The 25,920-nt window shown below is 50.5% G+C and carries 24 protein-coding genes; 10 read left to right on the forward strand and 14 right to left on the reverse strand.

What is annotated here, in order from left to right:
• Positions 1-222 precede the first annotated feature (222 nt).
• On the reverse strand, positions 223-789 hold the full coding sequence (gene gmhB, locus JK223_RS04215) for a D-glycero-beta-D-manno-heptose 1,7-bisphosphate 7-phosphatase (RefSeq protein WP_212712978.1): 567 nt from the start codon (positions 787-789) through the stop codon (positions 223-225).
• Positions 790-1,471: 682 nt separating this feature from the next.
• Here gmhB and JK223_RS04220 point away from each other — a divergent pair.
• The 9 genes from JK223_RS04220 (at position 1,472) to JK223_RS04260 (ending at position 10,208) form a co-directional block, all read left to right on the forward strand.
• Positions 1,472-3,322 carry a hypothetical protein gene (locus JK223_RS04220; RefSeq protein ID WP_212712979.1) on the forward strand — a complete coding sequence of 617 codons (1,851 nt, stop codon included), beginning with the start codon at positions 1,472-1,474 and terminating at the stop codon, positions 3,320-3,322.
• Positions 3,312-3,734: a hypothetical protein gene (locus JK223_RS04225; protein WP_212712980.1), complete on the forward strand. Its 423-nt coding sequence runs from the start codon at positions 3,312-3,314 to the stop codon at positions 3,732-3,734. The genes JK223_RS04220 and JK223_RS04225 overlap by 11 nt, the downstream gene beginning before the upstream one ends.
• A 246-nt stretch (positions 3,735-3,980) precedes the next feature.
• On the forward strand, positions 3,981-5,012 hold the full coding sequence (metN, locus tag JK223_RS04230) for a methionine ABC transporter ATP-binding protein MetN (protein WP_212712981.1): 1,032 nt from the start codon (positions 3,981-3,983) through the stop codon (positions 5,010-5,012).
• Entirely contained in the window at positions 5,005-5,658 is a 654-nt protein-coding gene (locus tag JK223_RS04235; RefSeq protein WP_212712982.1) for a methionine ABC transporter permease MetI, read from the forward strand. Before metN ends, JK223_RS04235 begins: the two co-directional genes overlap by 8 nt.
• Before the next feature lie 33 nt (positions 5,659-5,691).
• Entirely contained in the window at positions 5,692-6,510 is an 819-nt protein-coding gene (locus JK223_RS04240; protein ID WP_212712983.1) for a MetQ/NlpA family lipoprotein, read from the forward strand.
• Between the two features lie 125 nt (positions 6,511-6,635).
• Positions 6,636-7,037, forward strand: a complete 402-nt coding sequence (rcsF, locus tag JK223_RS04245) for an Rcs stress response system protein RcsF (RefSeq protein ID WP_212712984.1) — start codon at positions 6,636-6,638, stop codon at positions 7,035-7,037.
• Entirely contained in the window at positions 7,034-7,741 is a 708-nt protein-coding gene (gene tsaA / locus JK223_RS04250) for a tRNA (N6-threonylcarbamoyladenosine(37)-N6)-methyltransferase TrmO (RefSeq protein WP_212712985.1), read from the forward strand. The genes rcsF and tsaA overlap by 4 nt, the downstream gene beginning before the upstream one ends.
• 93 nt (positions 7,742-7,834) lie before the next feature.
• Positions 7,835-9,553, forward strand: a complete 1,719-nt coding sequence (gene proS / locus JK223_RS04255; protein WP_212712986.1) for a proline--tRNA ligase — start codon at positions 7,835-7,837, stop codon at positions 9,551-9,553.
• A gap of 142 nt (positions 9,554-9,695) precedes the next feature.
• A complete protein-coding gene (locus JK223_RS04260) occupies positions 9,696-10,208 on the forward strand; it encodes a GNAT family N-acetyltransferase (protein WP_212712987.1) in 513 nt (170 codons plus the stop codon).
• Positions 10,209-10,227: 19 nt separating this feature from the next.
• Here the strand turns inward: JK223_RS04260 and arfB are convergent, their stop codons facing one another.
• Both arfB and JK223_RS04270 read right to left on the reverse strand, forming a co-directional pair.
• A complete protein-coding gene (arfB, locus tag JK223_RS04265; RefSeq protein WP_212712988.1) occupies positions 10,228-10,647 on the reverse strand; it encodes an alternative ribosome rescue aminoacyl-tRNA hydrolase ArfB in 420 nt (139 codons plus the stop codon).
• A complete protein-coding gene (locus JK223_RS04270; RefSeq protein WP_212712989.1) occupies positions 10,644-11,189 on the reverse strand; it encodes a YaeQ family protein in 546 nt (181 codons plus the stop codon). The genes arfB and JK223_RS04270 overlap by 4 nt, the downstream gene beginning before the upstream one ends.
• A gap of 358 nt (positions 11,190-11,547) precedes the next feature.
• Here JK223_RS04270 and rof point away from each other — a divergent pair, with 358 nt between their 5' ends.
• On the forward strand, positions 11,548-11,808 hold the full coding sequence (gene rof, locus JK223_RS04275) for a Rho-binding antiterminator (RefSeq protein ID WP_212712990.1): 261 nt from the start codon (positions 11,548-11,550) through the stop codon (positions 11,806-11,808).
• 52 nt (positions 11,809-11,860) lie between these two features.
• On the opposite strand, the gene tilS is transcribed toward rof, so the two are convergent.
• From tilS to bamA, 11 genes are all read right to left on the reverse strand, one after another.
• Positions 11,861-13,177 carry a tRNA lysidine(34) synthetase TilS gene (tilS, locus tag JK223_RS04280; RefSeq protein ID WP_212712991.1) on the reverse strand — a complete coding sequence of 439 codons (1,317 nt, stop codon included), beginning with the start codon at positions 13,175-13,177 and terminating at the stop codon, positions 11,861-11,863.
• Positions 13,178-13,434: 257 nt separating this feature from the next.
• The gene (locus JK223_RS04285) at positions 13,435-13,827 is read right to left on the reverse strand and encodes a VOC family protein (protein ID WP_371813063.1); all 393 of its coding nucleotides are present in this window, start codon (positions 13,825-13,827) and stop codon (positions 13,435-13,437) included.
• A 349-nt stretch (positions 13,828-14,176) separates the two neighbouring features.
• On the reverse strand, positions 14,177-15,136 hold the full coding sequence (gene accA, locus JK223_RS04290) for an acetyl-CoA carboxylase carboxyl transferase subunit alpha (protein ID WP_212712992.1): 960 nt from the start codon (positions 15,134-15,136) through the stop codon (positions 14,177-14,179).
• Positions 15,137-15,148: 12 nt separating this feature from the next.
• Positions 15,149-18,631, reverse strand: a complete 3,483-nt coding sequence (gene dnaE / locus JK223_RS04295; RefSeq protein WP_212712993.1) for a DNA polymerase III subunit alpha — start codon at positions 18,629-18,631, stop codon at positions 15,149-15,151.
• 36 nt (positions 18,632-18,667) lie between these two features.
• Positions 18,668-19,276 (reverse strand): ribonuclease HII, encoded by a 609-nt coding sequence (gene rnhB / locus JK223_RS04300; RefSeq protein WP_212712994.1) that lies wholly within the window; start codon positions 19,274-19,276, stop codon positions 18,668-18,670.
• Complete coding sequence (gene lpxB / locus JK223_RS04305; RefSeq protein ID WP_212712995.1) at positions 19,273-20,418, reverse strand: lipid-A-disaccharide synthase; 1,146 nt, start codon at positions 20,416-20,418, stop codon at positions 19,273-19,275. The genes rnhB and lpxB overlap by 4 nt, the downstream gene beginning before the upstream one ends.
• A 3-nt stretch (positions 20,419-20,421) precedes the next feature.
• Entirely contained in the window at positions 20,422-21,210 is a 789-nt protein-coding gene (gene lpxA / locus JK223_RS04310; RefSeq protein WP_212712996.1) for an acyl-ACP--UDP-N-acetylglucosamine O-acyltransferase, read from the reverse strand.
• 1 nt (position 21,211) lies between these two features.
• The gene (gene fabZ / locus JK223_RS04315) at positions 21,212-21,667 is read right to left on the reverse strand and encodes a 3-hydroxyacyl-ACP dehydratase FabZ (RefSeq protein WP_212712997.1); all 456 of its coding nucleotides are present in this window, start codon (positions 21,665-21,667) and stop codon (positions 21,212-21,214) included.
• 167 nt (positions 21,668-21,834) lie between these two features.
• A complete protein-coding gene (gene lpxD / locus JK223_RS04320) occupies positions 21,835-22,860 on the reverse strand; it encodes a UDP-3-O-(3-hydroxymyristoyl)glucosamine N-acyltransferase (RefSeq protein ID WP_212712998.1) in 1,026 nt (341 codons plus the stop codon).
• 3 nt (positions 22,861-22,863) lie between these two features.
• The gene (gene skp, locus JK223_RS04325; RefSeq protein ID WP_212712999.1) at positions 22,864-23,364 is read right to left on the reverse strand and encodes a molecular chaperone Skp; all 501 of its coding nucleotides are present in this window, start codon (positions 23,362-23,364) and stop codon (positions 22,864-22,866) included.
• 109 nt (positions 23,365-23,473) lie between these two features.
• Positions 23,474-25,888 (reverse strand): outer membrane protein assembly factor BamA, encoded by a 2,415-nt coding sequence (gene bamA, locus JK223_RS04330; protein WP_212713000.1) that lies wholly within the window; start codon positions 25,886-25,888, stop codon positions 23,474-23,476.
• Positions 25,889-25,920 lie beyond the last annotated feature (32 nt).

A 25,920-nucleotide genomic window follows, 5' to 3' on the forward strand; every position in this document is an offset into this window, starting at 1 on the left:
TTGCGAGGTGGCGTATATTACGCTTTTCACCTCAGGAGTCAACCACTATTTCGTGATTTTTTCTCCCGGACCGAATCGCTTCAGTCCCTGTCACGCCGTGGCGCATCGCGCTTTGCCGTGTCAGTGGGAGCGCATTATAGGGAGATAATTTTTTCTGACAAGGGTTTATTTCAAATAAATTATCGTTCGCTGAAACTTCACACAATCTGTACTATTTCCAGGCTATTTCGCTGCATTTTTGATAAAAGCAGGTAACTCAGCCAGGCTGTTGAGTACAACATCGGCAGTTTCTTCCGCTGTTTTATCTAAAGGTTGCCCGCTACGAACCAGAATTTTATGTCCGACACCTGCCGCCTGAGCTGCCAGCATATCTTCCCGCTTATCACCCACCATATAAGATGCGGCCATATCGATATTCAGCTGCTCCTGTCCGGAAAGTAACATGCCAGGTTTCGGCTTGCGGCAATCGCAGACCTGAGTATATTCCGCAACACTCCCTTCAGGATGATGTGGACAGAAGTAGATACCATCCAGCTCAACATCGCGATCAGCCAGTGACCAATCCATCCATTCGGTCAGTTGCATGAACTGATCTTCTGTATACTTACCGCGGGCAATCCCTGACTGGTTAGTCACCACCACCAGCGCATATCCCATTTTCTTCAATTCCTGCATGGCTTCGATAACACCATCGATAAATTGGAAGTCGTCGATCTGATGTACGAAACCATGGTCAATATTGATAGTACCGTCTCTGTCCAGAAAAATGGCCGGAATTTTATTTGTCACACAATGACTCCTCTGATTAACTGGCCGCATTATCGCATGATCCGCGGTGTCAGTGCATTAAAAGCCGGCCGGGACCGCGGCAACGTTCAGTTATCCTTAAAGAACAGTGTCGGGTTTGGACTGGCTATCCCCCCGTAAAATCACGGTACTGCCTGTTCTCAGATTTCTTTCATTTATATGGCAAAGCTGCCCCGGGCTTCTGCATTCAGATTTCTTTCATCTATATGACAAAGCTGTCCCGGGCTTCTGCATAAAGCGTTGACATCCGTTTTCATCAAGATGTATCCATACATATCAACGAGATAAACATATACTACCGTCCCGGGAAGTTTTACCCGCAATAATCGATGGCACAATAACTACCTACAGAAAACTGATCAGCTGCTGCTGCCCCAATGCCGGTCAGAAAGACACCCGGTAAGGATCCATCTGTATCTATATCTCCATCTATACCTGCATCACCTGCATCTGTAAAAATGACCAGCACTGTAAACAGTGACGCTATCCATCGGTTGATAGGATAATTATTTTATTACTCCTAAACACTGGTAACTATCCGACCAACTTATTGCCATAATAAGTTGTTAATAAAAATAAAAATATAGTTGTGATTAACATCACTATCTGTAAAAACAAAATCCGGTAGCCTTATTTACTAATTGTTGATAAAGGGACTTTGATCATGGGTTTCTCATATGATAAAACCATCAATTATTTTCCAAAAAATAAAGGTATTGAAGGATACACAATTTTAATCTCGGGGCTATTCCCTAACCATGGAATGCACCAGTCTCAAATACAAAGCCTTTCTCAAACCAGTACGTCCCTGGATGAAAATAAAGATCTTATTAACAAAAAAATGGCTTACTTATCCAACAAATCACCTTCAGAACAACGGAACAAACACATAGAAAACCTATCCACAAAAATTACAAAAATAAATAAAGAACAAGAAGAAATTAAAAATGAAATAAATAGCATACTAGAAAATATGGACAATATAATTGAGAGTGAATTCAATAAGGAAACCAGTGAACATGATTATATTTTATATTCAGGAACAGACTTATCTTTTTCAACCCCAATAAACACAAAAGAGTTTACCCAATCGGACGCTGAAGACTCCCTCATTGAAAAAGTGACTATCCATGCAGATGTCAGTTGTTATGATGTAGAAGTTATTTTTTTTGATAAATTAGCCATGCACAACAATAAATATTCATTAAATTTCAGTTTTAACAGCTGCCGATTTGGAGAGTGCAAACGAGTTGAGTTACTCTATAATGATTTTGATGAATCTTCAAATCGGGGGTATGCCAACCGCTTGATCGAATGGCATCGGACCGACGATGAATTTTATGATGATGACAATGGTTATTGGGAAAGTGGAGAATCCGAAACAACGGAGGGTTCTTTTATACTTGAGGAGTGCAGCATCGGTATTCATCGAGCCTCAATATCAGCATTCGTCAATACAACATCAGGTATAAAAAGGTTTGAAAGTGAGATAAATATTTCTGATGGTGACAGCTTTAGAATATTTATAAAAACAACTAATAGTCATGTTGCTGATAAGATTCAACCGGGTTTTTTAATCTCCGATAAATATTGTTCCCTGGAATCGCTCGAAAATGAGATTTTCACTAAGGATTCCCCCTCAATCTCAAGAAAACTGTTCAGAGAATTAAATGCCGGAACAATCATCTGTCCTGGCAGCATGCTTATAGTTGCTGCAGATCCCTCATTCGACCAGAATCATATGTCTCAGTTAATGTATTCCAGGGATCAGGTTAATTATTATCTTAACCTTATAACAGAGCAGAAAGCAGACCATAATTTCTTCTATAAAAACTATCAGACCTTGGCTAATTTTTTAACTATAGCGGAAATGGGAACGGACCTGGCCGGAGTTGCTGGATCTGAGCACTTCAAACAGATAGAGAAAATAATCAAAAATATAAACATGTTATATAAATCCTCTTTTGAAAGCATGGGGGCCATTACGGGTGATGTTATTTACGCCCAGAGAAGACAGCTATTTTCAAAACTGGAAACGTTACTAAAAACTAAGTTTTTACTCAAGACAATGAAATTACCTGAATATAGCAAAATGAAAAATACGCTTTCACTGTCAACGAAATCTATTGTCCATCACTGGAAAGCATCCGGTGTCACTGACCTTCCTGGTTACTCTACACATATCGCCCAGGCGGCTAAAATGCATACCATCATGAAACGAGTTGGCTATGCAGGTATCGTTTTTAGTGGATTAGGCTCAATAAATACAATTTACAAAAGCTGTTCCTCAGGCAGAGAAAATGAATGTAAAAAAACCACTTTTACCGAAATCGGTAGCTTTTCTTTGGGGGTTGCGGGTGGTTTTCTTCCCATTCCGCTATATGTGGCATTAAGCTTTTCACCGGTGGGTATCATCGCCTGCTCAGTTATCATCAGTCTGGCTGGAAGCACTGTAGGGTCAATGTTCGGAAAATATATTGGTAACAAGATCTACGAGGTGACTAATGATCAGTAAACTCCCGATAGACCTGCTGTTATTATTAGGTCTTACCGCATTACTCGTATTAATGGCGCTTATTTCTTATAGTTATGCTTTTTTTGTCGTTCGTCCCAGAGATAAAGAAATAACTAAGCTGTTCTACCAACGTTTTGGCTGCTACCCGCCAAGCGTTGAACTTTACTTTTCTCTCCCAAAGATAAAATATTTTTACTTCAGAAATTATTCTTATTACCAGATACTACTCAAAGAGAAAAACCAGAAATTTCTCATCAAACAGGGTATTACCTGCGAACAGTATGATTTTATTCGCGCTCTTCCATCAAACTTAACCGCTCCGTTGTTAAAAGAAATAACATTAAGTTCTACAACTGGCCTTACTACGCTTCTTTTATTCGTATCTGCTTTCATTAGCATGGTTTTCAACTGACCCTGCCCGCACGATGACTCCCGCCCTGTCTGAGGGAGGACCTGTGATATTGAAGCCTCCCTTATCTTGAGCAATCCCCGACAGAGTTTTGACACCTATCAGACGGCTATCACATATGCGAAATGACGATAAGACTTTCATTGATTTAGACGTCTGGATGCCTTAACATCCTTTCCATTACAGACATTGTCACTGCTGAAATGTCTTACAGCTACCGTAATATCTTATAAAAAATCGAATACATAGATGATTAAATTAGAAAACATCAGCAAAGTGTTCACCCAGGGAACACAGACAATTACCGCATTGTCTGACGTCAGTCTGCATGTCCCTGCCGGACAAATTTACGGGGTGATCGGTGCCTCCGGCGCCGGGAAAAGTACACTGATCCGCTGCGTCAACCTGCTGGAACGTCCCACATCCGGCCGGGTACTGGTGGATAATCAGGACCTGACGGCATTCTCTGAAAAACAGCTAACGCTGGCACGCCGTCAGATTGGCATGATTTTCCAGCATTTTAACCTGTTAAATTCCCGCACGGTTTTCGGCAACGTGGCATTACCGCTGGAACTGGAAAATCGTCCGCGTGAAGAAATCAAACAGAAAGTCACCGCCCTGCTGGAGCTTGTCGGACTGGGTGATAAGCATGATTCCCGTCCCGGAAATCTGTCAGGAGGACAGAAACAACGTGTCGCCATTGCCAGAGCCCTGGCCTGTGACCCGAAAGTCCTGCTCTGCGATGAAGCCACCAGTGCCCTGGACCCGGCCACGACCCGTTCTATTCTCGAACTGCTGAAAGATATCAACCGGCGGCTCGGACTGACCATCATGCTGATTACGCATGAGATGGATGTCGTTAAACGCATCTGTGATCAGGTTGCAATCATCAGTCAGGGGCAGCTCATTGAGAAAGATGAGGTCAGTGAGGTGTTCTCTCATCCGAAAACCCCGCTGGCACAGCAATTTATTCAGTCGACCCTGCATCTGGATATTCCTGAGGATTATCAACAGCGCCTTAGTCAGACCACCGGTGAAGGCAAAATCCCTTTGCTGCGCCTCGAATTTACCGGCGATTCGGTGGATGCCCCTCTGCTGTCTGAAGTTGCCCGCCGTTTCAGTGTGGATTGCAATATCATCAGCGCTCAGATGGATTATGCCGGCGGAGTTAAATTCGGCATTATGCTGACCGAAATGGCCGGCGAGAGTAAAGACAGCAGCGATGCCATCCAATGGCTACGCGAACAACATGTTAAAGCAGAGGTATTAGGGTATGTCTGACGCCATGATTTGGTTACTGGCTGGCGGTGTCTGGGAAACACTGATCATGACCTTTGTCTCAGGTTTCTTCGGGTTCGTTCTCGGACTGCCGGTCGGGGTATTATTGTATATCACCCGTCCGGGACAGATTATGGCAAATAAGTCGCTGTACCGGGCTATCTCTGCCATCGTCAACATCTTCCGGTCCATCCCGTTCATTATTCTGCTGGTCTGGATGATCCCTTTTACCCGTATCCTGGTTGGAACATCGATAGGCTTACAGGCGGCGATCGTACCGCTGACCATCGGCGCGGCACCCTTTATTGCCCGCATGGTGGAAAATACCTTGCTTGAACTCCCGGCAGGGCTGATTGAGGCTTCCCGTGCGATGGGGGCGACGCCAATGCAAATTATTCGCAAGGTGCTGTTACCGGAAGCATTACCGGGATTAATCAACGCTGCCACGATTACCCTGATCACGCTGGTCGGTTACTCTGCGATGGGGGGTGCCGTCGGTGCCGGCGGGCTGGGTCAGATCGGTATCCAGTACGGTTATATCGGTTATGACGCGTTTGTGATGAATTCGGTATTAGTATTACTGGTGATTCTGGTGTATTTAATTCAGTTCTGTGGCGACCGAATTGTTCGTGCCGTTTCCCGGAAATAAGTAATTTATATAATTTTAATTAAGGAAGAGAAGATGACCTTTACCTTTAAGAAAATCGCCGCTGCAGGGGCTCTGATTGGTGTGATCGCACTGTCAGGCTGCGGTCAGAAAAATAAAGAAGATGAAAACCACATCAAAGTGGGTGTTATTGCCGGTGCCGAACAGCAGGTTGCTGAAGTCGCTAAAAAAGTGGCAAAAGAAAAATACGGTCTGGATGTTGAGCTGGTGACCTTTAACGATTATGTGCTGCCTAATGAAGCGCTGAGCAAAGGGGATATTGATGCCAATGCTTTCCAGCACAAACCGTATCTTGACCAGCAGATCAAAGATCGCGGATACAAACTGGTGGCGGTAGCCAATACCTTTGTTTACCCGATTGCCGGCTACTCCAAGAAAATTAAATCCATTGATCAGCTGAAAGACGGTGATCAAATCGCTATTCCGAATGACCCGACTAACCTCGGTCGTTCCTTGCTGCTGCTGCAGAAAACCGGTCTTATTAAGCTGAAGGACGGTGTCGGACTGCTGCCGACCACTCTGGATATTACCGAAAACCCGAAACACCTTAAAATTGTTGAACTGGAAGCGCCTCAGTTACCTCGTTCTCTGGATGACAGCAAAATCGCACTGGCCATCATCAACACCACTTATGCCAGCCAGATTGGTCTGACACCACAGAAAGACGGGATCTTCGTGGAAGATAAAGATTCTCCTTATGTGAATCTGATCGTGACCCGTGAAGACAACAAAGATGCGCAGAATGTGAAAAACTTTATCAAAGCTTATCAGTCTGATGAAGTTGCAGACGCTGCGAATAAAATCTTTAACGGCGGTGCGGTTAAAGGCTGGTAAAATCAGACCGGCAATGACCAGGGCGGCAGAGATGCCGCCCTTTTTTATTTCTGCACGCGGTGACTTGTTATTTTCCTACGCTCTTGTTTCAATACCCGCTGTTTATATTTTATGAGGGTTATCCAATGCGTCTGTTTCCGCTTTGCGTGTTTGCGTTAATGCTGACAGGCTGTTCCGTTCATCATGAACCTCCTGCTCGTCAGCCGCTTACATCAGCAAAACACAGTGAGCCGGCACGCAATAAGTATGCCCATCGAGCCACAACGGTGCAGATTTATACCTCCCCGACAGAATTGCTGAGTAAGCCGTTCCGGGACCTGGGGGAAGTCTCCGGCGAAGATTGCCAGTCCGGCAGCCAGGACTCTCCGGCGAATATCAATACAGCACGCAAACGTATGCAGATAAAAGCCTCGGAATTAAAAGCCAATGCTGTCCTGCTGCACCAGTGTGCTGTCGTGACTACGACCGCAGGATGTTACCGTCAGGCGGTATGTCAGGGATCGGCACTGCAAGTCTCGGCCCAATGAGTGAATTTACCTTCAATACCCTCGGGGTCATACGCTCCCCGTGGAAAGAGAAATTCGCCGTTCCCCGCCAGCCGGGCCTGGTAACTCAGGAAGGCGGGGAGCTGCATTTACTGCCGCCTTATAATCAGAACGATGCCGTACGGGGCCTGGAGCAGTTCAGTCATTTATGGGTCATTTTTGTTTTCCATCAGACGATGCAGCAGGGGTGGCGTCCTACCGTTCGCCCTCCCCGTCTTGGCGGAAATGAACGCATGGGCGTTTTTGCGACCCGCTCTACCTTTCGCCCGAATCCGATAGGTATGTCGCTCGTTTCCCTGGAAGGGATCCGCACCGGAAATCAGCAGGTTGTACTGGAGTTAGGCAGTCTGGATCTGGTCGATGGCACGCCGGTGATTGATATCAAGCCTTATCTGCCTTTTGCCGAAGCAGTACCCGATGCCCGTGCCGGATATGCCCAGCAGGCGCCGGTGGCTGATATGCCGGTGACATTTACCGCAGAAGCCAGACAGCAACTGTCTCTGCTGGCGGAGCAGTATCCCCGGCTTGAGCAATTTTTATCTGAGGTGCTTGCACAGGATCCGCGACCGGCTTACCGGAAACAAAGCGATGACAACCGGGATTATGCCGCACGTCTGCTCGACTTTAATGTCCGCTGGCGTATTACCGGCCAGGGGAATGAAGTCTTTGCCATTGAGCCGGGTTAAATCACGCTTTTTGACAACGCAACTCACTGGTACACTAGCCGCCAGCCTGTAATCATCACTTTTCGATCTTCCGTTTAACTGGAATATTTATTAATGCGTACTTCTAAATACATGCTCTCCACCCTGAAGGAGACTCCTTCTGATGCTGAAGTTATCAGCCATCAGTTAATGTTACGTGCCGGCATGATCCGTAAGCTGGCATCAGGGCTGTATACCTGGCTGCCCACCGGCTTACGGGTAATGAAAAAGGTCGAAAAAATTGTCCGTGAAGAGATGGATAATGCCGGTGCCGTTGAAATCAGCATGCCGGTCGTGCAGCCTGCCGATTTATGGGAAGAAAGCGGACGCTGGGAGCAGTATGGCCCGGAACTGCTGCGCATTAAAGATCGTAACGAACGTCCGTTTGTTCTGGGTCCTACCCATGAAGAGGTCATCACCGACCTGATCCGTAATGAACTGAGTTCCTACAAGCAGTTACCTCTGAACCTGTACCAGATCCAGACAAAATTCCGTGATGAAGTGCGTCCCCGGTTTGGTGTGATGCGTTCACGTGAGTTTGTAATGAAAGACGCCTACTCCTTCCATACTTCTCAGGCATCCCTGCAGGAAACGTATGATGCAATGTATCAGGCGTACAGTCAGAGCTTCAGCCGTATGGGACTGGATTTCCGTGCTGTGCAGGCTGATACCGGCTCGATCGGTGGCAGCGCATCGCATGAATTCCAGGTACTGGCGAAAAACGGCGAAGATGATGTTATCTTCTCTGACAGCTCGGATTACGCGGCTAACATTGAGCTGGCCGAAGCCGTTGCTCCGGAAGGTGAACGCCCTGCGGCTACGCAGGAAATGACTCAGGTCGATACCCCTGATGCGAAAACTATTGCAGAACTGGTAGAGCAATTCAGTCTCCCGGTCGAAAAAACCGTGAAAACATTGCTGGTTAAAGCGACCGAAGAGAGCGGACATCCGCTGGTTGCCCTGCTGGTCCGTGGGGATCATCAACTGAACGAAGTTAAAGCCGAGAAGCTGGACGTCGTTGCCGCCCCCCTCTGCTTTGCAACCGACGAAGAAATCCGTCAGGTTATCGGTGCCGGCGCAGGTTCTCTGGGCCCGGTCGGACTGACGATCCCTGTAATTGCTGACCGTACCGTCGCGAAAATGAGTGATTTCAGTGCCGGAGCAAACATTGATGGCAAACATTGGTTTGGTATCAATTGGGGCCGTGACCTGCCGGAAGCCCGTGTTGCGGATATCCGTAATGTCGTGGAAGGTGATCGCAGCCCGGATGGCCAGGGTATCCTGCAGATTAAGCGCGGTATCGAAGTGGGCCATATCTTCCAGCTGGGCACAAAATATTCGGAAGCACTGAAAGCCACTGTTCAGGGCGAAGAGGGTCGTAACCAGACCCTGACCATGGGCTGCTATGGTATCGGTATTACCCGTGTGGTAGCCGCCGCCATCGAGCAGAACCATGATGAGCGCGGTATTATCTGGCCGGACGCACTCGCACCTTTCCAGGTCGCTATTCTGCCGATGAATATGCACAAATCCTTCCGGGTGCAACAACTGGCTGAAGCGTTATATGACCAGCTACGCGCTCAGGGTATTGAGGTGATCCTCGATGACCGTAAAGAACGTCCGGGTGTGATGTTTGCAGATATGGAACTGATCGGCGTACCTCATACCATTGTTATCGGTGACCGTAACCTGGATAACGGTGAGATTGAGTATAAACACCGCCGTGATGCAGAAAAGAAAATGATCAAATCCGATGAGATCGTCAGTTACCTGACCGCCCGCATCCCGAACTGATTATTTTCCCTTCCGGAAAGCCCGCTTTGATTAAAAACACACAACACTGTTGTGTGTTTTTTTTCACCTGAAAAAAGCTTCAGCTGCGTCAGACAAGCTGTTATTTTGAAAGGCAGATTTTTCCCCGGGAACAGGGATCCTCATGAAGATTATCACGACCGATACCCCCGATACCTGCAGGGACGGATTAATTGCACTGCTCACCGATAGTGTAAACAGCGGCGCGTCAGTCGGCTTTATCCGCCCGCTGGAAGCAAAGGAAGCGGAGAATTACTGGATAAGTATTGAGTCATCACTGAAAGAAGGTTCCCGGAGATTACTGGTCGCTTTGCACCAGGAACAGGTAGCCGGTGCGATTCAGATAGCCTTTTGCGGGAAGAAAAACGGGCTGCACCGGGCTGATATCGAAAAGCTGATGGTGCATACCGCTTACCGGCGGCAGGGCATAGCCCGCCAGTTACTGAACGCTGTTGAGACACTGGCCCGGAATAGCGGCCGGACGCTGCTGGTACTGGATACCCGTACCGGCGATACCGCCTCCCTGCTCTATCAGCAATCCGGCTATCAGCAAGCCGGGACAATCCCTCAGTTTGTGATAAATCATGACGGTGAATTGGAAAGTACGACCTATTACTACAAATTACTGACGGAATAACCTCCCGGCCGGGCTGCCTTTAGCCTAAATCCCGGACCTTGCCCCGCAGGTTTTTAGTGGCCGAATTACGTGATTTCGATTGCAGTCGCCTGATGCGGGAAGCCCGTGTCGGACGGGTCGCTTTCCGGGGGGCCTCTTCATGGATCAGTTCGCGGATAAGATCCACCAGCCGTTCAATGGCAGCCGTCCGGTTTTTATCCTGACTGCGGAAAGACTGGGATTTGATCACCACTACCCCATCCGCCGTGATCAGATGATGGTTTACCTGTAATAGCTTCTGCTGAACCGGCTCCGGAAGCTGTGAGGCTTTGATATCGAAGCGCAGATGGACTGCCGTCGACGCTTTATTCACATGCTGTCCCCCTGCACCCTGCGCCCGGATGGCACTCAGCCGGATATCCTCAGGGTCCAGGGTAATTCCGCGGCCGATGTCGATCATTTTGCTGCCTGCCATTGGGTTAAACGTAATTCAGTATTCCGGTCACCCCCGGAAAGCCAGATCATCTCTTCCTGCAAGGTGACCTGCAGATTCATATTCCGGTCAGCAAACTCACTCAGGCTGGCCAGTTGCTGATCATCGATAAACCAGAGAGTGAGATTACCGATCGCTGCCAGCTTATCGCTGTTTTGCTGCCACCAGACTCTGGCTGCCCGCTCGCTGTAAGCAAAGAGAACCACCTGGTCAGCCACCGCTGAGGCTTTTTTCAGGCGGCGTTCCTCGGGTAACCCCAGTTCAATCCAGAGCCTGACCGAGCCGTAATCATGATGCAGCCAGATCTCCGGTTCTTCGTCGGCTGACAGCCCTTTGGTAAATTGTAATCGTTCGTCAGCATAAATAACCCAGGCAAGTAACCGCAACATCATACGCTCGCGGGTTTCAGAAGGATGCCGGGCCAGCGTAAGCTGAACATCTGAAAAATATTGCCGGTCGAGATCGGCAATATTCACCGATGCTTTATAGATAGTCGCTTTTAAGGCCATTGCCCCTCCTGTACAGAATTCACCTATTGTAGCGGAAAGGCGGGGGTGATATGAAACGGGATTATACTTTCTGCTGATATCCTGAAGCTGCGTCAGAACTTGCTATCGGCGTGACGGAAGACTAGGCTGGTCAATAAAATACAGATAAGCGGCGATGCTGAAAGGAGGGTTTGCAGAGGGTGATTGTCTGTGAGGTAATGCACACACGCTATGCAGAAGCTATCAGTCGCCCGCGAAACCGGGTGCTGGTGCTCAGTTCGGCAGTTCATCCTCCGGTCCGGTGTACGCCGGGAAGAGGAGTGATGGGCTAATCAGGGATTATGCGGTATTAACCGCTAAGCAATCACGGTGAGCGACTATGTCAATGAACGATACGTATCAACCCATCAACTGCGATGATTATGACAACCTTGAACTCGCCTGCCAGCACCATCTGGTACTCATGATTGAGCTGAAAAACGGCGAAACATTGCAGGCGAAAGCCAGCGACCTGTTATCCCGCAAAAATGTGGAATACCTGATTGTGGATGAAAATAATCTCTCCCGTGAGCTACGCCTGGACAGTATTGTCAGTTTCAGCCACCCGGAAATCGGTACCGTCACCATCAGCGAAAGCTAAGCCAATACGCAGGCAGCCTGCGGGCTGCCCTCTCTCCGGCCTGACTTATCCTTCAGGGCCGTCCTGTCCAGTTCAGCCACCAGCAGTGCGAATCAGGTAAATCTTTGGGATCCGCATACCGGGTAACAAAAACGCCCGGAGCACAGACCGGCTCATCGTTATAAAAGAGGATCGGCGTTATTTCACGGCGCCACGGGGGGACACCACATTCCTGCCAGATTTTTTTCAGACTCCTGCCACGATCCCGTCCGACAATATAGAGCTTTCCTTGTACGCTGAATCTCACCGATAACTGCTCATCGGCCGCTGGCCGGCGTAATTTAATGCCCTGTTCTGCCGTAGCTAAACAGCCCAGACCGGCCGGTAAAGGCAACGGAGTGTGTCTGTCGGCCCAGTGAAGGTGCGTCTGACGCTGCCCTGCAGTTACCCTCACCCACCACAGGTGCTGGTCATAACGCCTCAGTTCCCCTTCCCCCAGGCTCAGCCGGGGATTTGCATCGTCACGGCTCAGGGCGACCTCCCGCCACAGGCGGGCCAGCGCATCTCGTGACGGCATAGGCGCTCCGCAATGCATCAGCCAGCGTCGTAATACTGCCGCTCGTTTGACGGCACTGAAACCGGCTAATGGGGCAACAGGCAGTGCATTTTCATGCGTGAGCAGGTGAGCAAGCTCCGGTCGTAATAATTCATCCAGCAGAGCTTCCTGTTCACCACAGAGTTCCGCACTGCGGGTGACCGCGGCAGTGAAATGCGGCCAGCGTTGTTCAAGCTGAGGGAGGATCTGCAGACGCAGAAAATTACGGTCATAGGCGGGGTCCTGATTACTGTCATCTTCGACCCATTGCAACTGATGATGGGCAGCATACGCAGCCAGTTGCTGACGGGTAAACGAAAGCAACGGTCTGATTAATACCTCTGAACAAAAGCGGAGTACCGGCGGCATGGCTGACAACCCGGCGGGGCCACTGCCCCGTTTCAGCGCCAGTAATAACGTTTCACATTGATCATCCTGGTGATGCGCGGTGACCAGTGCTTCCCCGGCCTGCAGTAGCTCAGAAAATGCCGCATAGCGGGCTTCCCTGGCGGCGGCTTCTGTTCCCCGGCCTTCCGTATGCAGTGTCACTTTTCTGATCAGCAAGGGGACTCCCAGCTCATCACAGACCTGCTGGCAATGTTGTTGCCAGTCATCGGCATACCGGCTGATACCATGATGGATATGGACCGCCCGCAGGGTAATTCCCCGGGTCTCACGCAAGCCGGCGAGCATATGGAGCAGTACCGCAGAGTCCATACCGCCACTGAAAGCCACCAGTAAGTGGTCATAGCCTTGCAGGGATAACGTTTCAGGTAACACTATTTTCTGGCTCATGATCCATGACATTTACAGCAAAGAGAATAACCGGCACGTTAGCGGGAAAGATACCTGCATTCAAGTGACAGAGAGAATAAATGGCGTTGACGGAGAGTCACGATGCCCGAGCGGTATATTCCCCCCTGAAGCCGGAGATCAGCGTTCCTGACCTCAACGAAATACGGCTAAGGATATTCACGTGTGGATGCTGAGCGGTTACCCGTTCCCCGCACAGTACTTTCCCTGCAGGGATCACCGCGGGGCGTGATCCGCGACTATAACTGATAAAGCTCAAGCGGTAACCCGTCAGGGTCGAAGAAAAAGGTGAATGACTTGCCGGTCAATTCATCGGTCCGGATCGGTTCACAACTTACGCCCTGTTGTTCCAGTGCACTCACCGTTTGCCGGAGATCTTCTACGCTGAACGCCAGGTGACGTAAACCGGTGGCTTCCGGATAGTTCGGCCGGGCCGCAGGAGAAGGGAAAGAGAACAGTTCAATGATGTACTGCCCCTCCAGTGCCAAATCGGCTTTCCAGGAGTCTCTTTCCGCACGATAAATCTCCCGGAGTAACGTCAGTCCCAATAGAGTGCAGTAAAAATGCCGGCTCCGCTGATAATCGGAAGCGATAATAGCAATATGATGAATTCCTTTAAGTCCCGGCAGCATTTTTTCTCCGTGAAAGCAGGGATATCGACAGGCCAGGCTACCCGGGTTACTCTCCCGGCACAAGACTCTCCGGCGCAGACAGAAGAAAAATCTCCCGCCACCGCCGATAGTTTTTCAAAGACACGCCAGTAAGACCGGCTTAACCCTGGCGAACAGGCGGGTGCACCGCCATCGGATATTTTTATTCCGGGTGACTGACGGCCCGTCAGCAGGTTTCACGGATAAGCGGTCGGACATTCAACTGCCTTTTAACCGTGGCTGCGGGCTGAACGCGTTCCCCGTCGCGCCTGATGGGTGCCTGAAACAAAAAAGGCCGCCCTCAGGCGACCTTCTCTGTCATCGATGATGATCAGGCATAACCGTAATTCATTAAACGCTGATAACGGCGGTTAAGCAGTTCATCTCCGGTTAATGCATCCAGTTCCGCCAGGTCTGCCAGCAGTTGCTGTTTCAGTGACTGTGCCATCGTTTCCGGATGACGGTGTGCGCCGCCCAGAGGTTCAGGGATCACAGTATCAATCAGTTCCAGCTCTTTCAGACGTGAAGCGACAATTCCCATCGCATCGGCGGCCAGAGGGGCTTTATCTGCACTCTTCCACAGGATGGAGGCACAGCCTTCCGGAGAGATAACAGAATAGGTGCTGTACTGCAGCATATTCACTTTATCACCCACGCCGATCGCCAGAGCTCCGCCTGAACCACCTTCACCGATAACGGTACAGATCACCGGGACGGTCAGCCCCGACATTTCACGTAAGTTACGGGCAATGGCCTCAGACTGGCCACGCTCTTCCGCGCCTACGCCCGGGTAAGCTCCCGGCGTGTCGATAAAGGTCAGTACCGGCATTTTAAAGCGTTCGGCCATTTCCATCAGGCGCAGCGCTTTACGATAACCTTCCGGTGCCGGCATACCAAAGTTACGACGAATTTTCTCTTTGGTTTCACGGCCTTTCTGATGACCAATAATCATCACCGGACGCCCTTCTAACCGGGCAATTCCGCCAATGATAGCTTTATCATCGGCATAAGCACGGTCTCCGGCCAGTTCATCAAAATCTTCAAAGGCATGACGAACATAATCCAGGGTATAAGGACGCATCGGATGACGGGCAAGCTGTGCCACCTGCCAGGCCCCCAGGTCAGAGAAAATTTTACGCGTCAGTTCTACGCTTTTCTCACGCAGACGCTGAATTTCCTCGTCCAGATTAATGTCATGTTTTTCATCCTGACGACCAATGGATTTCAGCGAATCAATTTTCGCTTCAAGTTCTGCAATTGGTTGTTCAAAATCCAGGTAATTAAGACTCATAATGTTCCTGTTTTAGTCAAACTCCAGTTCCACCTGCTCCGACCCTATCAATAAACGTAAATCGTTGAGCAGACGATCACTGGGCGAGATTCGCCACGATGCACCAAAGCGCAACCTTGCCCGAGCATCCTCTCTCTGATAGTAGAGATGTACCGGAATGGTCCCCGAACGATACGGCTCCAGGGACTGACGGAGACGGTTTAAAAGCTGGTCATCAATTTGCCTGTCCGTCAGCGAGATAGCAAGACCGCGAGCATATTTTTCACGCGCTTCATCGATATCCATGATTTCCCTGGCAGTCATTTTAAGCCCGCCACTGAAATCATCAAAGCTGACCTGTCCGCTGACGATCAGAATACGATCTTTTTCCAGCAAATGCTGGTATTTATCAAGGGCATCAGTAAACAGCATGACCTCCAGACGCCCTGAACGGTCATCAAGAGTACAGATGCCAATACGGTTACCACGCTTGGTCACCATAACACGCGCCGCCAAAACCAACCCGGCAGCAACGGTTATCTTACCACGATCTGTCGGGTGCATATCTTTAAGACGTGTCCCCCCGGCATAACGCTCGATTTCTTTCAGATACTGAGTGATCGGGTGCCCGGTCAGATATAGCCCCAGCGTCTCCCGCTCGCCATCCAGGCGAACCTGTTCCGGCCACGGTAATACACTGGCATATGACTGTTCGACCTGCTCCGGCTCGTCTGCCAGCACACCGAACATATCGGCCTGGCCTATGGCCTCGGCTTTAGCATGCTGATCGGCAGCCTTCAGCGCATCGTTCAGTGAGCTCATCAATGCCGCCCGATGAGGCCCTAACCGATCAAAGGCCCCGGACATTATCAGTTTTTCCATCACCCGGCGATTTATTTTTTTAATATCGGTTCTGGCACACAGGTCGAATAGCTCTCTGAAATATCCGCCATTGTTTCGTGCTTCGAGGATCGCTTCTATCGGACCTTCGCCGACACCTTTGATAGCACCGATACCATAAACTATCTCGCCCTCATCATTCACATGGAACGGGTACAGGCCGGAGTTAATATCCGGGGGTAATACTTTCAGCCCCATTCGCCAGCATTCATCCACCAGCCCGACGACTTTTTCGGTGTTATCCATATCCGCAGTCATCACCGCCGCCATAAATTCCGCCGGATAATGTGCTTTCAGCCACAGGGTCTGATAGGAAACCAGTGCGTAGGCCGCAGAGTGGGATTTGTTAAACCCATACCCGGCGAACTTTTCCACCAGGTCAAAGATTTTCATCGACAGCTCGCCATCGATGCCCATACTCTCCGCGCCGTCACGAAATACCGAGCGCTGCTTGGCCATCTCTTCCGGTTTCTTTTTACCCATGGCACGGCGCAGCATATCTGCTCCACCGAGGGTATACCCTGCCAGTACCTGGGCTATCTGCATGACCTGTTCCTGGTAGAGGATAATACCATAGGTCGGCTCAAGCACCGGTTGCAGCGATTCATGTTGCCACTGAATATCCGGATAGGAAATAGCTTCACGTCCGTGCTTACGGTCGATAAAGTTATCGACCATTCCTGACTGTAAGGGTCCCGGACGGAACAATGCCACCAGGGCTATCATATCTTCAAAGCAGTCAGGCTTCAGACGTTTAATCAGGTCTTTCATACCGCGGGATTCAAGCTGGAAAACCGCGGTAGTTTCCGCCCGCTGCAGCATATCAAAACTTTTCTTATCTTCCAGCGGGATCGACGCAATATCGATAGGCGGTTCGCCTTGTTTTTCCCGCCGGGCATTGATCATCTCTAATGCCCAGTTAATGATCGTCAGGGTACGCAGACCAAGGAAGTCAAACTTTACCAGCCCTGCATACTCGACATCATTTTTATCAAACTGGGTGACCGGATGCTGACCGAGCTCATCACAATACAGCGGGGCAAAATCAGTAATTTTGGTCGGCGCGATGACCACGCCCCCGGCATGTTTACCGGCGTTACGGGTCACCCCCTCTAGCTTACGGGCCATATCGATAAGGGCTTTGACTTCCTCATCGGCTTCGTAAATCTCAGGAAGCTGGGGTTCTGCGACAAACGCTTTTTCCAGGGTCATGCCGGGATCCGGCGGTACCAGTTTGGAAATACGATCAACAAACCCGTAAGGATGTCCCAGAACGCGTCCGACATCACGGATAACCGCTTTCGCCGCCATGGTACCGAAGGTGATGATCTGTGAAACGGCTTCACGGCCGTACATCTCCGCCACGTGGTCGATGACCAGGTCCCTTTTTTCCATGCAAAAATCGACGTCAAAGTCGGGCATAGAAACACGTTCCGGGTTCAGGAAACGTTCGAACAGCAGGTCAAATTCCAGCGGGTCGAGATCGGTAATTTTCAGTGCATAAGCGACCAAGGAGCCGGCACCGGACCCCCTGCCTGGCCCTACCGGTACACCGTTATCCTTGGACCACTGGATAAACTCCATCACTATCAGGAAGTATCCGGGGAACCCCATCTGGTTAATCACGTCCAGCTCTATCTGCAGGCGTTCGTCATAGGCCGGGCGCTTTGCACTCCGCACCTGCGGATCAGGAAACAGGAACTCCAGTCGCTCTTCCAACCCCTGGCGGGAACTGACCACCAGGAAGTCCTCCGTGCTCATGTCTCCGGTCGGGAATTGCGGCAGGAAATATTCCCCCAGACGCACCGTGACGTTACAGCGGCGGGCGATTTCGACACTGTTCTCCAGGGCTTCCGGGATATCGGCGAACAGCGCACACATCTCGTCTTCACTGCGCAAATATTGTTGCGCGCTGTACAGACGGGGGCGCTTAGGATCGTCCAGTGTATAACCATCGTGGATAGCGACACGGATTTCATGCGCATCAAAATCGGTTTCACTCAGAAAGCAGACATCATTCGTCGCAACAACAGGGATCTCCTGTTCCCGGGCTAATTCAATGGCCCGATGCAGATACTCTTCTTCCTCCGGACGCCCGGTGCGGTGTAATTCGAGATAATAACGATCAGGGAAATACTGCTGATAAAATGCCAGACACTCGTGGACCAATGCATTATTACCGCGCAGCAGGCTGCGTCCGACATCGCCTTTACGCCCGCCGGAAAGCAGGATCAAACCGTCGTTCAGCTCCATCAGCCAGTCACGATCAATGGTGGGGCCTTGCAGGCCGTATCCCCGTTGATAGGCTTTGGAGATCAGTAAGGTCAGGTTCTGATAACCGGTATTATCACTGGCCAGAACGGTCAGAAAAGTGAGCTCATCCCCCGTCAGATCACTGGCAACACGGAAGTCCGCGCCGATAATCGGTTTTATACCGGCGCCATGCGCTGAACCGTAAAATTTCACCAGCCCGCAAAGGTTCGTGAAATCAGTGATGGCCAGCGCCGGCATGTTCAGTGAAGCCGCTTTTTTGACCAACGCCCCCGTTTTCGCCAGTCCATCGATCATGGAGTAGTCGCTATGTACGTGCAGATGAATAAAACGGGGTTCAGCCATAAGGGTTCCGGGATTACGATGTAAACTGTCTGAAGGTTATTTTCCGGCGACCAGAGTGGCCTCTGTCACTCGCCGGACCGGGGCAAAACTGCGACGATGAAAAGGCGTCGCGCCTAATAACGCCAGTTTTTCCAGATGGTAAGGTGTCGGGTAGCCTTTATGCTTAGCAAAGCCATACTCCGGAAACAGCGTATCCAGCTCTGCCATTTCACGGTCGCGGGTGACTTTAGCCAGGATAGAGGCCGCACTGATTTCTGCCACCAGACTATCCCCTTTGACCACCGACTGCGCTGCCATCGGTAATACGGGGCAACGGTTACCATCAATCAGGACCATATCCGGCCGGACACTGAGTCCGGCAACAGCACGCTGCATCGCCAGCAGGGTAGCATGCAGGATATTCAGCTGGTCGATCTCTTCAGGCTCAGCCCGTCCAAGACTCCAGCATAACGCTTTCTCTTTAATTTCGTCGTACAGCGCTAAGCGGCGCTTTTCGGTCAGTTTCTTGGAATCTGCCAGCCCCTGAATGGGCTGCGCGGGATCCAGTATCACCGCAGCGGTCACCACGGCACCCACCAGCGGCCCGCGCCCGACTTCATCCACACCGGCAATACAGTGTGCCTGCGGGTAGATAAACGAATTCATTGTGTTAACTCCAGCACAGCCTGTGCTGCCTGTTCATCCGCGTTCCAGCGGATCTGTTGATGCATTTCAGCAAACGTTTCCAGCAGTGCCGTTCGCTCGGGACCCTGATGAAGCAGCGGATCCAGCGCCCGGGCGAGCAGTTCAGGCTGACATTCATCCTGCAGCAACTCCCGCACCAGTTCTTTTCCGGCTAACAGATTCGGTAACGACACCCATTCTGTTTTTACCAGCCGCTTCGCCAGCCAGAAAGTGAAAGGTTTCATACGATACCCTACCACCATCGGACACTTCGCCAGCATACACTCGAGGGCAGCCGTGCCGGAGGCCAGAATAGCCGCATCACTGGCTATCATGACATCACGAGCCTGCCCTTCCGTCAGATGTAACACCAGTTCGGGGGCAACCTCAGCTTTAATCTCTTCAAATTGCGCACGACGTCGGGCATTGACCATCGGAACCACAATCTCCAGTGCCGGATAGGTCTGCCGCAGTATTTGCGCGGCTTTCAGGAAATCGGCGCTCAGCATCTCAACTTCAGCTTTTCTGCTGCCCGGTAAGAGTGCCAGGCAGAGGGCGTCAGGAGGGAGAGACAAACGTGCACGGGCCGCTTGTTTATCCGGTTGCAGCGGAATGCTGTCGGCCATTGTATGACCAATAAAACGGCAAGGCACCTGAAACTTATCGTAGAAGGCTTTTTCAAAGGGCAGAAAGGCCAGCACCAGATCGGTGTTACGACCGATTTTAAATACCCGCTTCTGCCGCCATGCCCACACTGACGGGCTGACATAGTGAATGGTCCGGATACCTGCACGTTTCAGGCGCCCTTCCAGCGGAATATTGAAATCCGGCGCATCGATGCCGACAAAGACATCGGGCCGGAGCGCGGTGAGTCGTTGGGTCAGATCCCGGCGGATTTTCAGCAGACGGGGAAGACGCCCCAGGACTTCAACAATCCCCATCACGGCCAGCTCTTCCATTTCATACCATGCTTCACACCCTTCCGCCTGCATCAGGGGACCGGCGACACCCACAAAGCGGATATCAGGATGTTTTGCTTTAAGAGCCCGGATAAGGCCTGCACCAAGAATATCGCCGGAGGTTTCCCCGGCGATAAGTGCAACAGTCAGTGGACGCATCGCCATTCGTTACCGGATAAGCCCACGGGTAGAACGGGCGAAGAAATCATAGAAAGGCTGGACTTCAGTATGGGCCTTCGCAAGGGCTTCAATCTCTGGCTTCACTTCATCCAGGGTCTTGCCACTGCGATACAGAAGCTTGTAAGCATTACGAATAGCGTGCAGAGCTTCTTTACTGAAACCACGGCGTTTCAGACCTTCAATATTGATACCGAACGGTGTGGCGTGGTTCCCCTGTGCAATCACATAAGGAGGAACATCCTGAGCCACTCCGGAACAACCGCCGACCATGACATGCGCACCGATAGTGCACCACTGATGGACTGCCGTCATCCCGCCAATAATCGCAAAATCATCAACCGTCACATGCCCGGCAAGTGTTGCATTGTTCGCAAAGATACAGCGGTTACCAATCTGACAGTCATGAGCGATGTGAGTATTCACCATCAACAGGTTATCGCTGCCGACAACCGTCACACCGCCACCCTGAGCCGTTCCGCGATGAATGGTCACACTCTCACGAATACGGTTGCGATCGCCGATGACAACCCGGGTCTCTTCTTTCGCGTATTTCAGATCCTGGTTCACTTCACCAATAGAGGCAAACTGATAGATCTCGTTCTCTTTACCAATGCGGGTATGTCCGTTAATGACAATATGAGAGTTCAGGACAGTGCCTTCACCAATCTCAACATTGGGTCCGATGACGCAGAACGGTCCGATGCGGACCCCGGGTCCGATAATTGCGCCTTCTTCAATGACAGAAGAAGGATGGATGCTGGCGGTTTTATCAATCACGTTATGACTCCCGGCTACGGGCACACATCATTGTTGCTTCACAAACAACCTTGCCATCTACAGTAGCAACGCCGCTGAAGCGCGTCAAACCACGACGGGTTTTTTCAAAAGTCACTTCCATCACCATCTGGTCTCCCGGGACGACAGGACGCTTGAAACGTGCGTTATCGATACCTGCGAAGTAGTACAGCTCGCCGGGTTCCAGTTTTCCTACGCTTTTGAACGCCAGGATACCGGTGGCCTGAGCCATCGCTTCCAGAATTAACACACCAGGAAAAATTGGCTTACCCGGGAAATGCCCCTGGAAGAAAGGCTCATTCACAGTCACGTTTTTAACGGCCCGCAAATATTTGTGTGGTTCAAAATCCAGAACACGATCAACCAGCAAAAACGGATAGCGGTGTGGCAGCAGTTCCAGAATCTCTTCAATTTGCAGAGTATGTATTTCAGTAGTCAAAATACTCTTCCTGTCCTAAAAATCTGTTATCAATAATAACACGACCTGCATGTTCAATTGATACATCGCAGGTCGCAAATATAAAAAGTGTCGGGCCAGCGCGAAGAACCATGGAACCCGGGGAGTAACTCCGGGAGATTCCGTGACGCTTACCGGTTAAGTTATGGTTAGTTATCTTTACCGGTTTTACGCTCGATAGCTTTCAGGCGTTTGTTCATATCATCGATATTCATGACCAGGGCCGCGGTCTTACGCCAGGCTTTATTTGCCTGCAGCGGTATCCCTGAAGAATAGACGCCCGGTTCAGTGATAGGTCGCATGACCATCCCCATTCCGGTGACCGTTACTTTATCACAAATTTCCATATGACCATTGATTACACTGGCGCCACCAATCATACAGTAACGGCCAATTTTCAGGCTTCCCGCCATAATCACACCACCAGCAACCGCCGTATTGTCGCCAATTATGACATTGTGCGCAATCTGGCATTGGTTATCGATGATAACTCCGTTACCAATTTGGGTATTATCCAGCGCGCCGCGGTCAATCGTCGTACAGGCACCAATCTCTACGCGGTCGCCGATGATCACCGAGCCCAGTTGCGGGATCTTCACCCAATTGCCACGATCATTGGCATAACCGAAGCCATCAGCACCGATCACCGTTCCTGACTGCACCAGACAATTTTCGCCGATAACCACTTCATGATAAACAGAAACGTTAGCCCACAGGCGCGTACCTGCCCCGATCCGCGTCTTTTTACCGACAAAACAACCTGCCCCGATCACGACATTATCACCCAGTTCTGCACCGGATTCGATAACAGCATTCGCCCCGATAGCCACATTAGTCCCCAGACGGGCCTGTGGAGAGACCACGGCGCCCGGGCCAATATTCTCGGCAGGCGAGGGTGTCGTATCCAGAATCTGCGCCATCCGCGCATAGGTAAGGTAGGGGTCTTTCACGACCAGTGCTGCGCTTGGGCACCACTCCAGATCCGCTTCCGTCAGCACCACAGCATCGGCTTTACAATGCGCGAGCTGCTCGCGGTAACGACTGTTGGCCAGGAAAGTTATTTTGCCGCCTGTGGCGGACTGCATAGAAGCAATGCCGGAGATGGCGATATCGCCATCTCCGTGCAATTCTGCATCTAACTGCTGCGCTAAATCAGCCAGTCGAATAGATGACATCAATTATTTAACCTGTTTCAGCACGTCAGCAGTAATGTCTTTAGCATCTGCAGCATACGCTACAGCGTTAGAGTCAATCACAACGTCATACCCTTCACTGCCAGCGACTTTCTTCACTGCATCCTGAATGCGGCTCAGTAATTTATTACGCTCTTCAGTCTGGCGACGACGATTGTCCTGTTCAAAAGCCTGAGCTTTTTCAGAGAAGCTTTCACGCTGAGCCATAAGATCTTTTTCGGTACGGGCACGATCGCTCGCTTTCATCGTCGAGGCATTACGCTGAAAGTTCTGCATCTGAGCCTGCAGCGCGCGTTCCTGAGTCTGCAAATCAGTTGCACGACCCTTGAACTCGTTTTCCAGCTGGCGGGCAACAGTGGCACGCTGTGGCATTTGCTGGAAAATGCTGGACACGTTGACTACTGCAATTTTGTCAGCGGCCTGCGCTGCTACAGAAGAAGCAGCCAGAGCGAGACCAAGACCTGCGGCACATAACAACTTTTTCACTATAAACTCCTTACCATCACCGTTTGTGTCTTCAAGACACTGTTTTTGCTAACGACAGGGTGTTAAACACCCCTGTCTTGCAACTTTTTAACCTGGTCCGGGTCACCCGTTACCACGTATTACCGATATTGAACTGGAACTGCTCTGCCTTGTCGCCGGTATATTTCTTAACTGGCTGGGCATATGAGAACACCAGTGGCCCCAGAGGCGACATCCACTGCAGTGAAACACCGCTGGATACACGTATATCGCCAGGCTTGCTGTAATCAGGGATCCCTAATGCTTCGGTTTCTGACGTATTCTGCCAGTTAGTATCCCATACCGTACCCGCATCAACAAACACGGAAGTCCGCAGAGAATTCGCATATTTCTCACTGACAAACGGCGTTGGCGTAATCAGCTCAAGGCTGGCAACGGCCATCGCGTTACCGCCAACCGCATCATCAGATGAACAGATGCTGCCGGAAGAGGTTCCGCAGTTCGAATCCGTACCGTATTTATAGTAGATGGCTTTCGGCCCGATGGTATTCGAGCGGAAACCACGCACGGTACTTGAGCCGCCGGCATAGAAGTTCTCATAGAACGGCATTTCTTTCCCGCCCAGACCATCACCATAGCCCAGACGCCCCCTGCCTAATACCACCCAGGTACGATCCTGGTTCAGTGGAACGTACTGCTGAGAGTCCAGCGTCATTTTGTAGTAGCTGTTATCTGAGCCCGGGATCGTGATTTTACCGTTCAGGTTGGTCCGGTTACCGGCGGTCGGGAAGAATCCGCGATCCAGGGTGTTATAGGTCCAGCCATAGTTAAAGGTGAAATCGTCCGTTGAATAATTACTGTCATCGTTATCCGTTGGCAGATGTTTACCCATGGAGTCAAAATAACGCCACATCGCCACCTGAGGCTGCATGTCAGACAGGTCATTGTGCACATAACCTAAACCAACACGAAGGGTATTATTCTCATTTACCGGGAAGCCCAGTGTGCCGTCTGTACCATAGCTGCGGTTCGTATAATCGGACAGGTCGGCATCATCAGCCTTAAAGTCGTTATAGAACACACGTCCGCCGAGGCTGACGCCATCCACGGTAAAGTACGGGTCGGTCATCGAAAGTTCGGCGTAGGTCTGGTAATCGTTTTTGGTACCACTGATCCCGACCGTATTCCCTGTCCCCATCCAGTTATCCTGGGTGACACCGACCTGGAAGCTGACACCACTTTCAGTACCGTAGCCCACACCGATATTAAAGGTACCGGTATTACGCTCTTTGACGTTATAAATAACGTCAACCTGATCCGGTGAGCCAGGGACGCGCTGTGTATCGACATCCACGCTCTCGAAATAACCGGTACGGTTCAGACGTTCTTTGCCCTGATCGACCAGATTACTGCCCAGCCACGCCCCTTCCATCTGACGCATTTCACGGCGCAGGACAGAATCTTTGGACGTATCATTGCCGCGGAAAATAATCTTACGGACATAATAACGATTTCCGGCATCCACACTGACGTGCAGTTTTACCGTCTTATCTTTATCGTTGATTTCCGGTTGAGTCATCACCCGCGGATACGCGTAACCATAGTTACCTAACAGCTTCTTAATGCTGTCTTCGATAGCCGTGACCTTCGCGCCACTGTATAACTCACCCGGCGGGATCTTCGCCAGATTTTCGATCTCGGCAGAATGTCCTGCCATATCACCGTTCACGACCACACCGGCAATCTTGTACTGACTGCCTTCGGTGATGTTCACCGTAATGTAAATGCCTTTTTTGTCCGGCGTCAGGCTGACCTGCGTCGAATCGATATTAAAGCGGGCATAGCCACGGTCCAGATAGAAACTCCGTAAGGTTTCCAAATCACCGGCCAGCTTCTGCTTCTGATACTTACGATCCGCGACCACGTTCCACCATGGCACTTCATCACGTAACTGGAAGCGGGAGATCAACTCATCAGAACTGAAGGCTTTATTACCGACAATGTTAATTTGCTGAATCTTCGCCGACACCCCTTCCGTAAAGACCAGTTTCAGATCAACACGGTTACGTGGCAGAGGCGTGACTATCGCTTTCACACTGGCGGAGTATTTACCCACGCTGTAGTAGAAATCTTCCAGACCCTTTTCGATTGAGGAGATGGTAGTACGATCCAGCGCATCACCTACACGGACGCCGGAGGCTTCCAGGTTCTGTTTCAGCTGATCGTCTTTTACCGATTTATTTCCGGAGAAAGTGATACTGGCAATCGTCGGACGTTCTTTCACCTGAACAATCAGATCACCGCCTTCACGCAGCACCTGAACATCGTCGAAGTTACCGGTTGCGAAAAGTGAACGGATAGTATTTCTGATATCATCATCATTCACCGTATCGCCAACACGAACAGGCATGCTAAGCAAGGCCGCCCCGACGGCAACTCGCTGCAGCCCTTCGAAATGAATATCTTTCACCACGAAATTGTCTGCACCGTACACGGTGGCGCTGCTGAACAGCAGCGACGCTATGAGCAACTTTTTCATCGCCATCGTTATTATGCGTGTTCCTAACACATCCCCGT

The organism is Tatumella sp. JGM118, from assembly GCF_018257515.1.
Lineage (GTDB): Bacteria > Pseudomonadota > Gammaproteobacteria > Enterobacterales > Enterobacteriaceae > Tatumella > Tatumella terrea.

Coding starts and splice junctions, on each gene's coding strand:
- JK223_RS04270 (WP_212712989.1), bottom strand. CDS start 11,189: ATGGCCTTAAAAGCGACTATCTATAAAGCATCGGTGAATATTGCCGAT.
- JK223_RS04285 (WP_371813063.1), bottom strand. CDS start 13,827: ATGCTGCCGGGACTTAAAGGAATTCATCATATTGCTATTATCGCTTCC.
- lpxD (WP_212712998.1), bottom strand. CDS start 22,860: ATGTCATCTATTCGACTGGCTGATTTAGCGCAGCAGTTAGATGCAGAA.
- lpxB (WP_212712995.1), bottom strand. CDS start 20,418: ATGGCGATGCGTCCACTGACTGTTGCACTTATCGCCGGGGAAACCTCC.
- rof (WP_212712990.1), top strand. CDS start 11,548: ATGTCAATGAACGATACGTATCAACCCATCAACTGCGATGATTATGAC.
- rnhB (WP_212712994.1), bottom strand. CDS start 19,276: ATGAATTCGTTTATCTACCCGCAGGCACACTGTATTGCCGGTGTGGAT.
- JK223_RS04240 (WP_212712983.1), top strand. CDS start 5,692: ATGACCTTTACCTTTAAGAAAATCGCCGCTGCAGGGGCTCTGATTGGT.
- JK223_RS04235 (WP_212712982.1), top strand. CDS start 5,005: ATGTCTGACGCCATGATTTGGTTACTGGCTGGCGGTGTCTGGGAAACA.
- tilS (WP_212712991.1), bottom strand. CDS start 13,177: ATGAGCCAGAAAATAGTGTTACCTGAAACGTTATCCCTGCAAGGCTAT.
- bamA (WP_212713000.1), bottom strand. CDS start 25,888: ATGGCGATGAAAAAGTTGCTCATAGCGTCGCTGCTGTTCAGCAGCGCC.
- JK223_RS04220 (WP_212712979.1), top strand. CDS start 1,472: ATGGGTTTCTCATATGATAAAACCATCAATTATTTTCCAAAAAATAAA.
- JK223_RS04260 (WP_212712987.1), top strand. CDS start 9,696: ATGAAGATTATCACGACCGATACCCCCGATACCTGCAGGGACGGATTA.
- tsaA (WP_212712985.1), top strand. CDS start 7,034: ATGAGTGAATTTACCTTCAATACCCTCGGGGTCATACGCTCCCCGTGG.
- rcsF (WP_212712984.1), top strand. CDS start 6,636: ATGCGTCTGTTTCCGCTTTGCGTGTTTGCGTTAATGCTGACAGGCTGT.
- arfB (WP_212712988.1), bottom strand. CDS start 10,647: ATGATCGACATCGGCCGCGGAATTACCCTGGACCCTGAGGATATCCGG.
- accA (WP_212712992.1), bottom strand. CDS start 15,136: ATGAGTCTTAATTACCTGGATTTTGAACAACCAATTGCAGAACTTGAA.
- metN (WP_212712981.1), top strand. CDS start 3,981: ATGATTAAATTAGAAAACATCAGCAAAGTGTTCACCCAGGGAACACAG.
- dnaE (WP_212712993.1), bottom strand. CDS start 18,631: ATGGCTGAACCCCGTTTTATTCATCTGCACGTACATAGCGACTACTCC.
- proS (WP_212712986.1), top strand. CDS start 7,835: ATGCGTACTTCTAAATACATGCTCTCCACCCTGAAGGAGACTCCTTCT.
- JK223_RS04225 (WP_212712980.1), top strand. CDS start 3,312: ATGATCAGTAAACTCCCGATAGACCTGCTGTTATTATTAGGTCTTACC.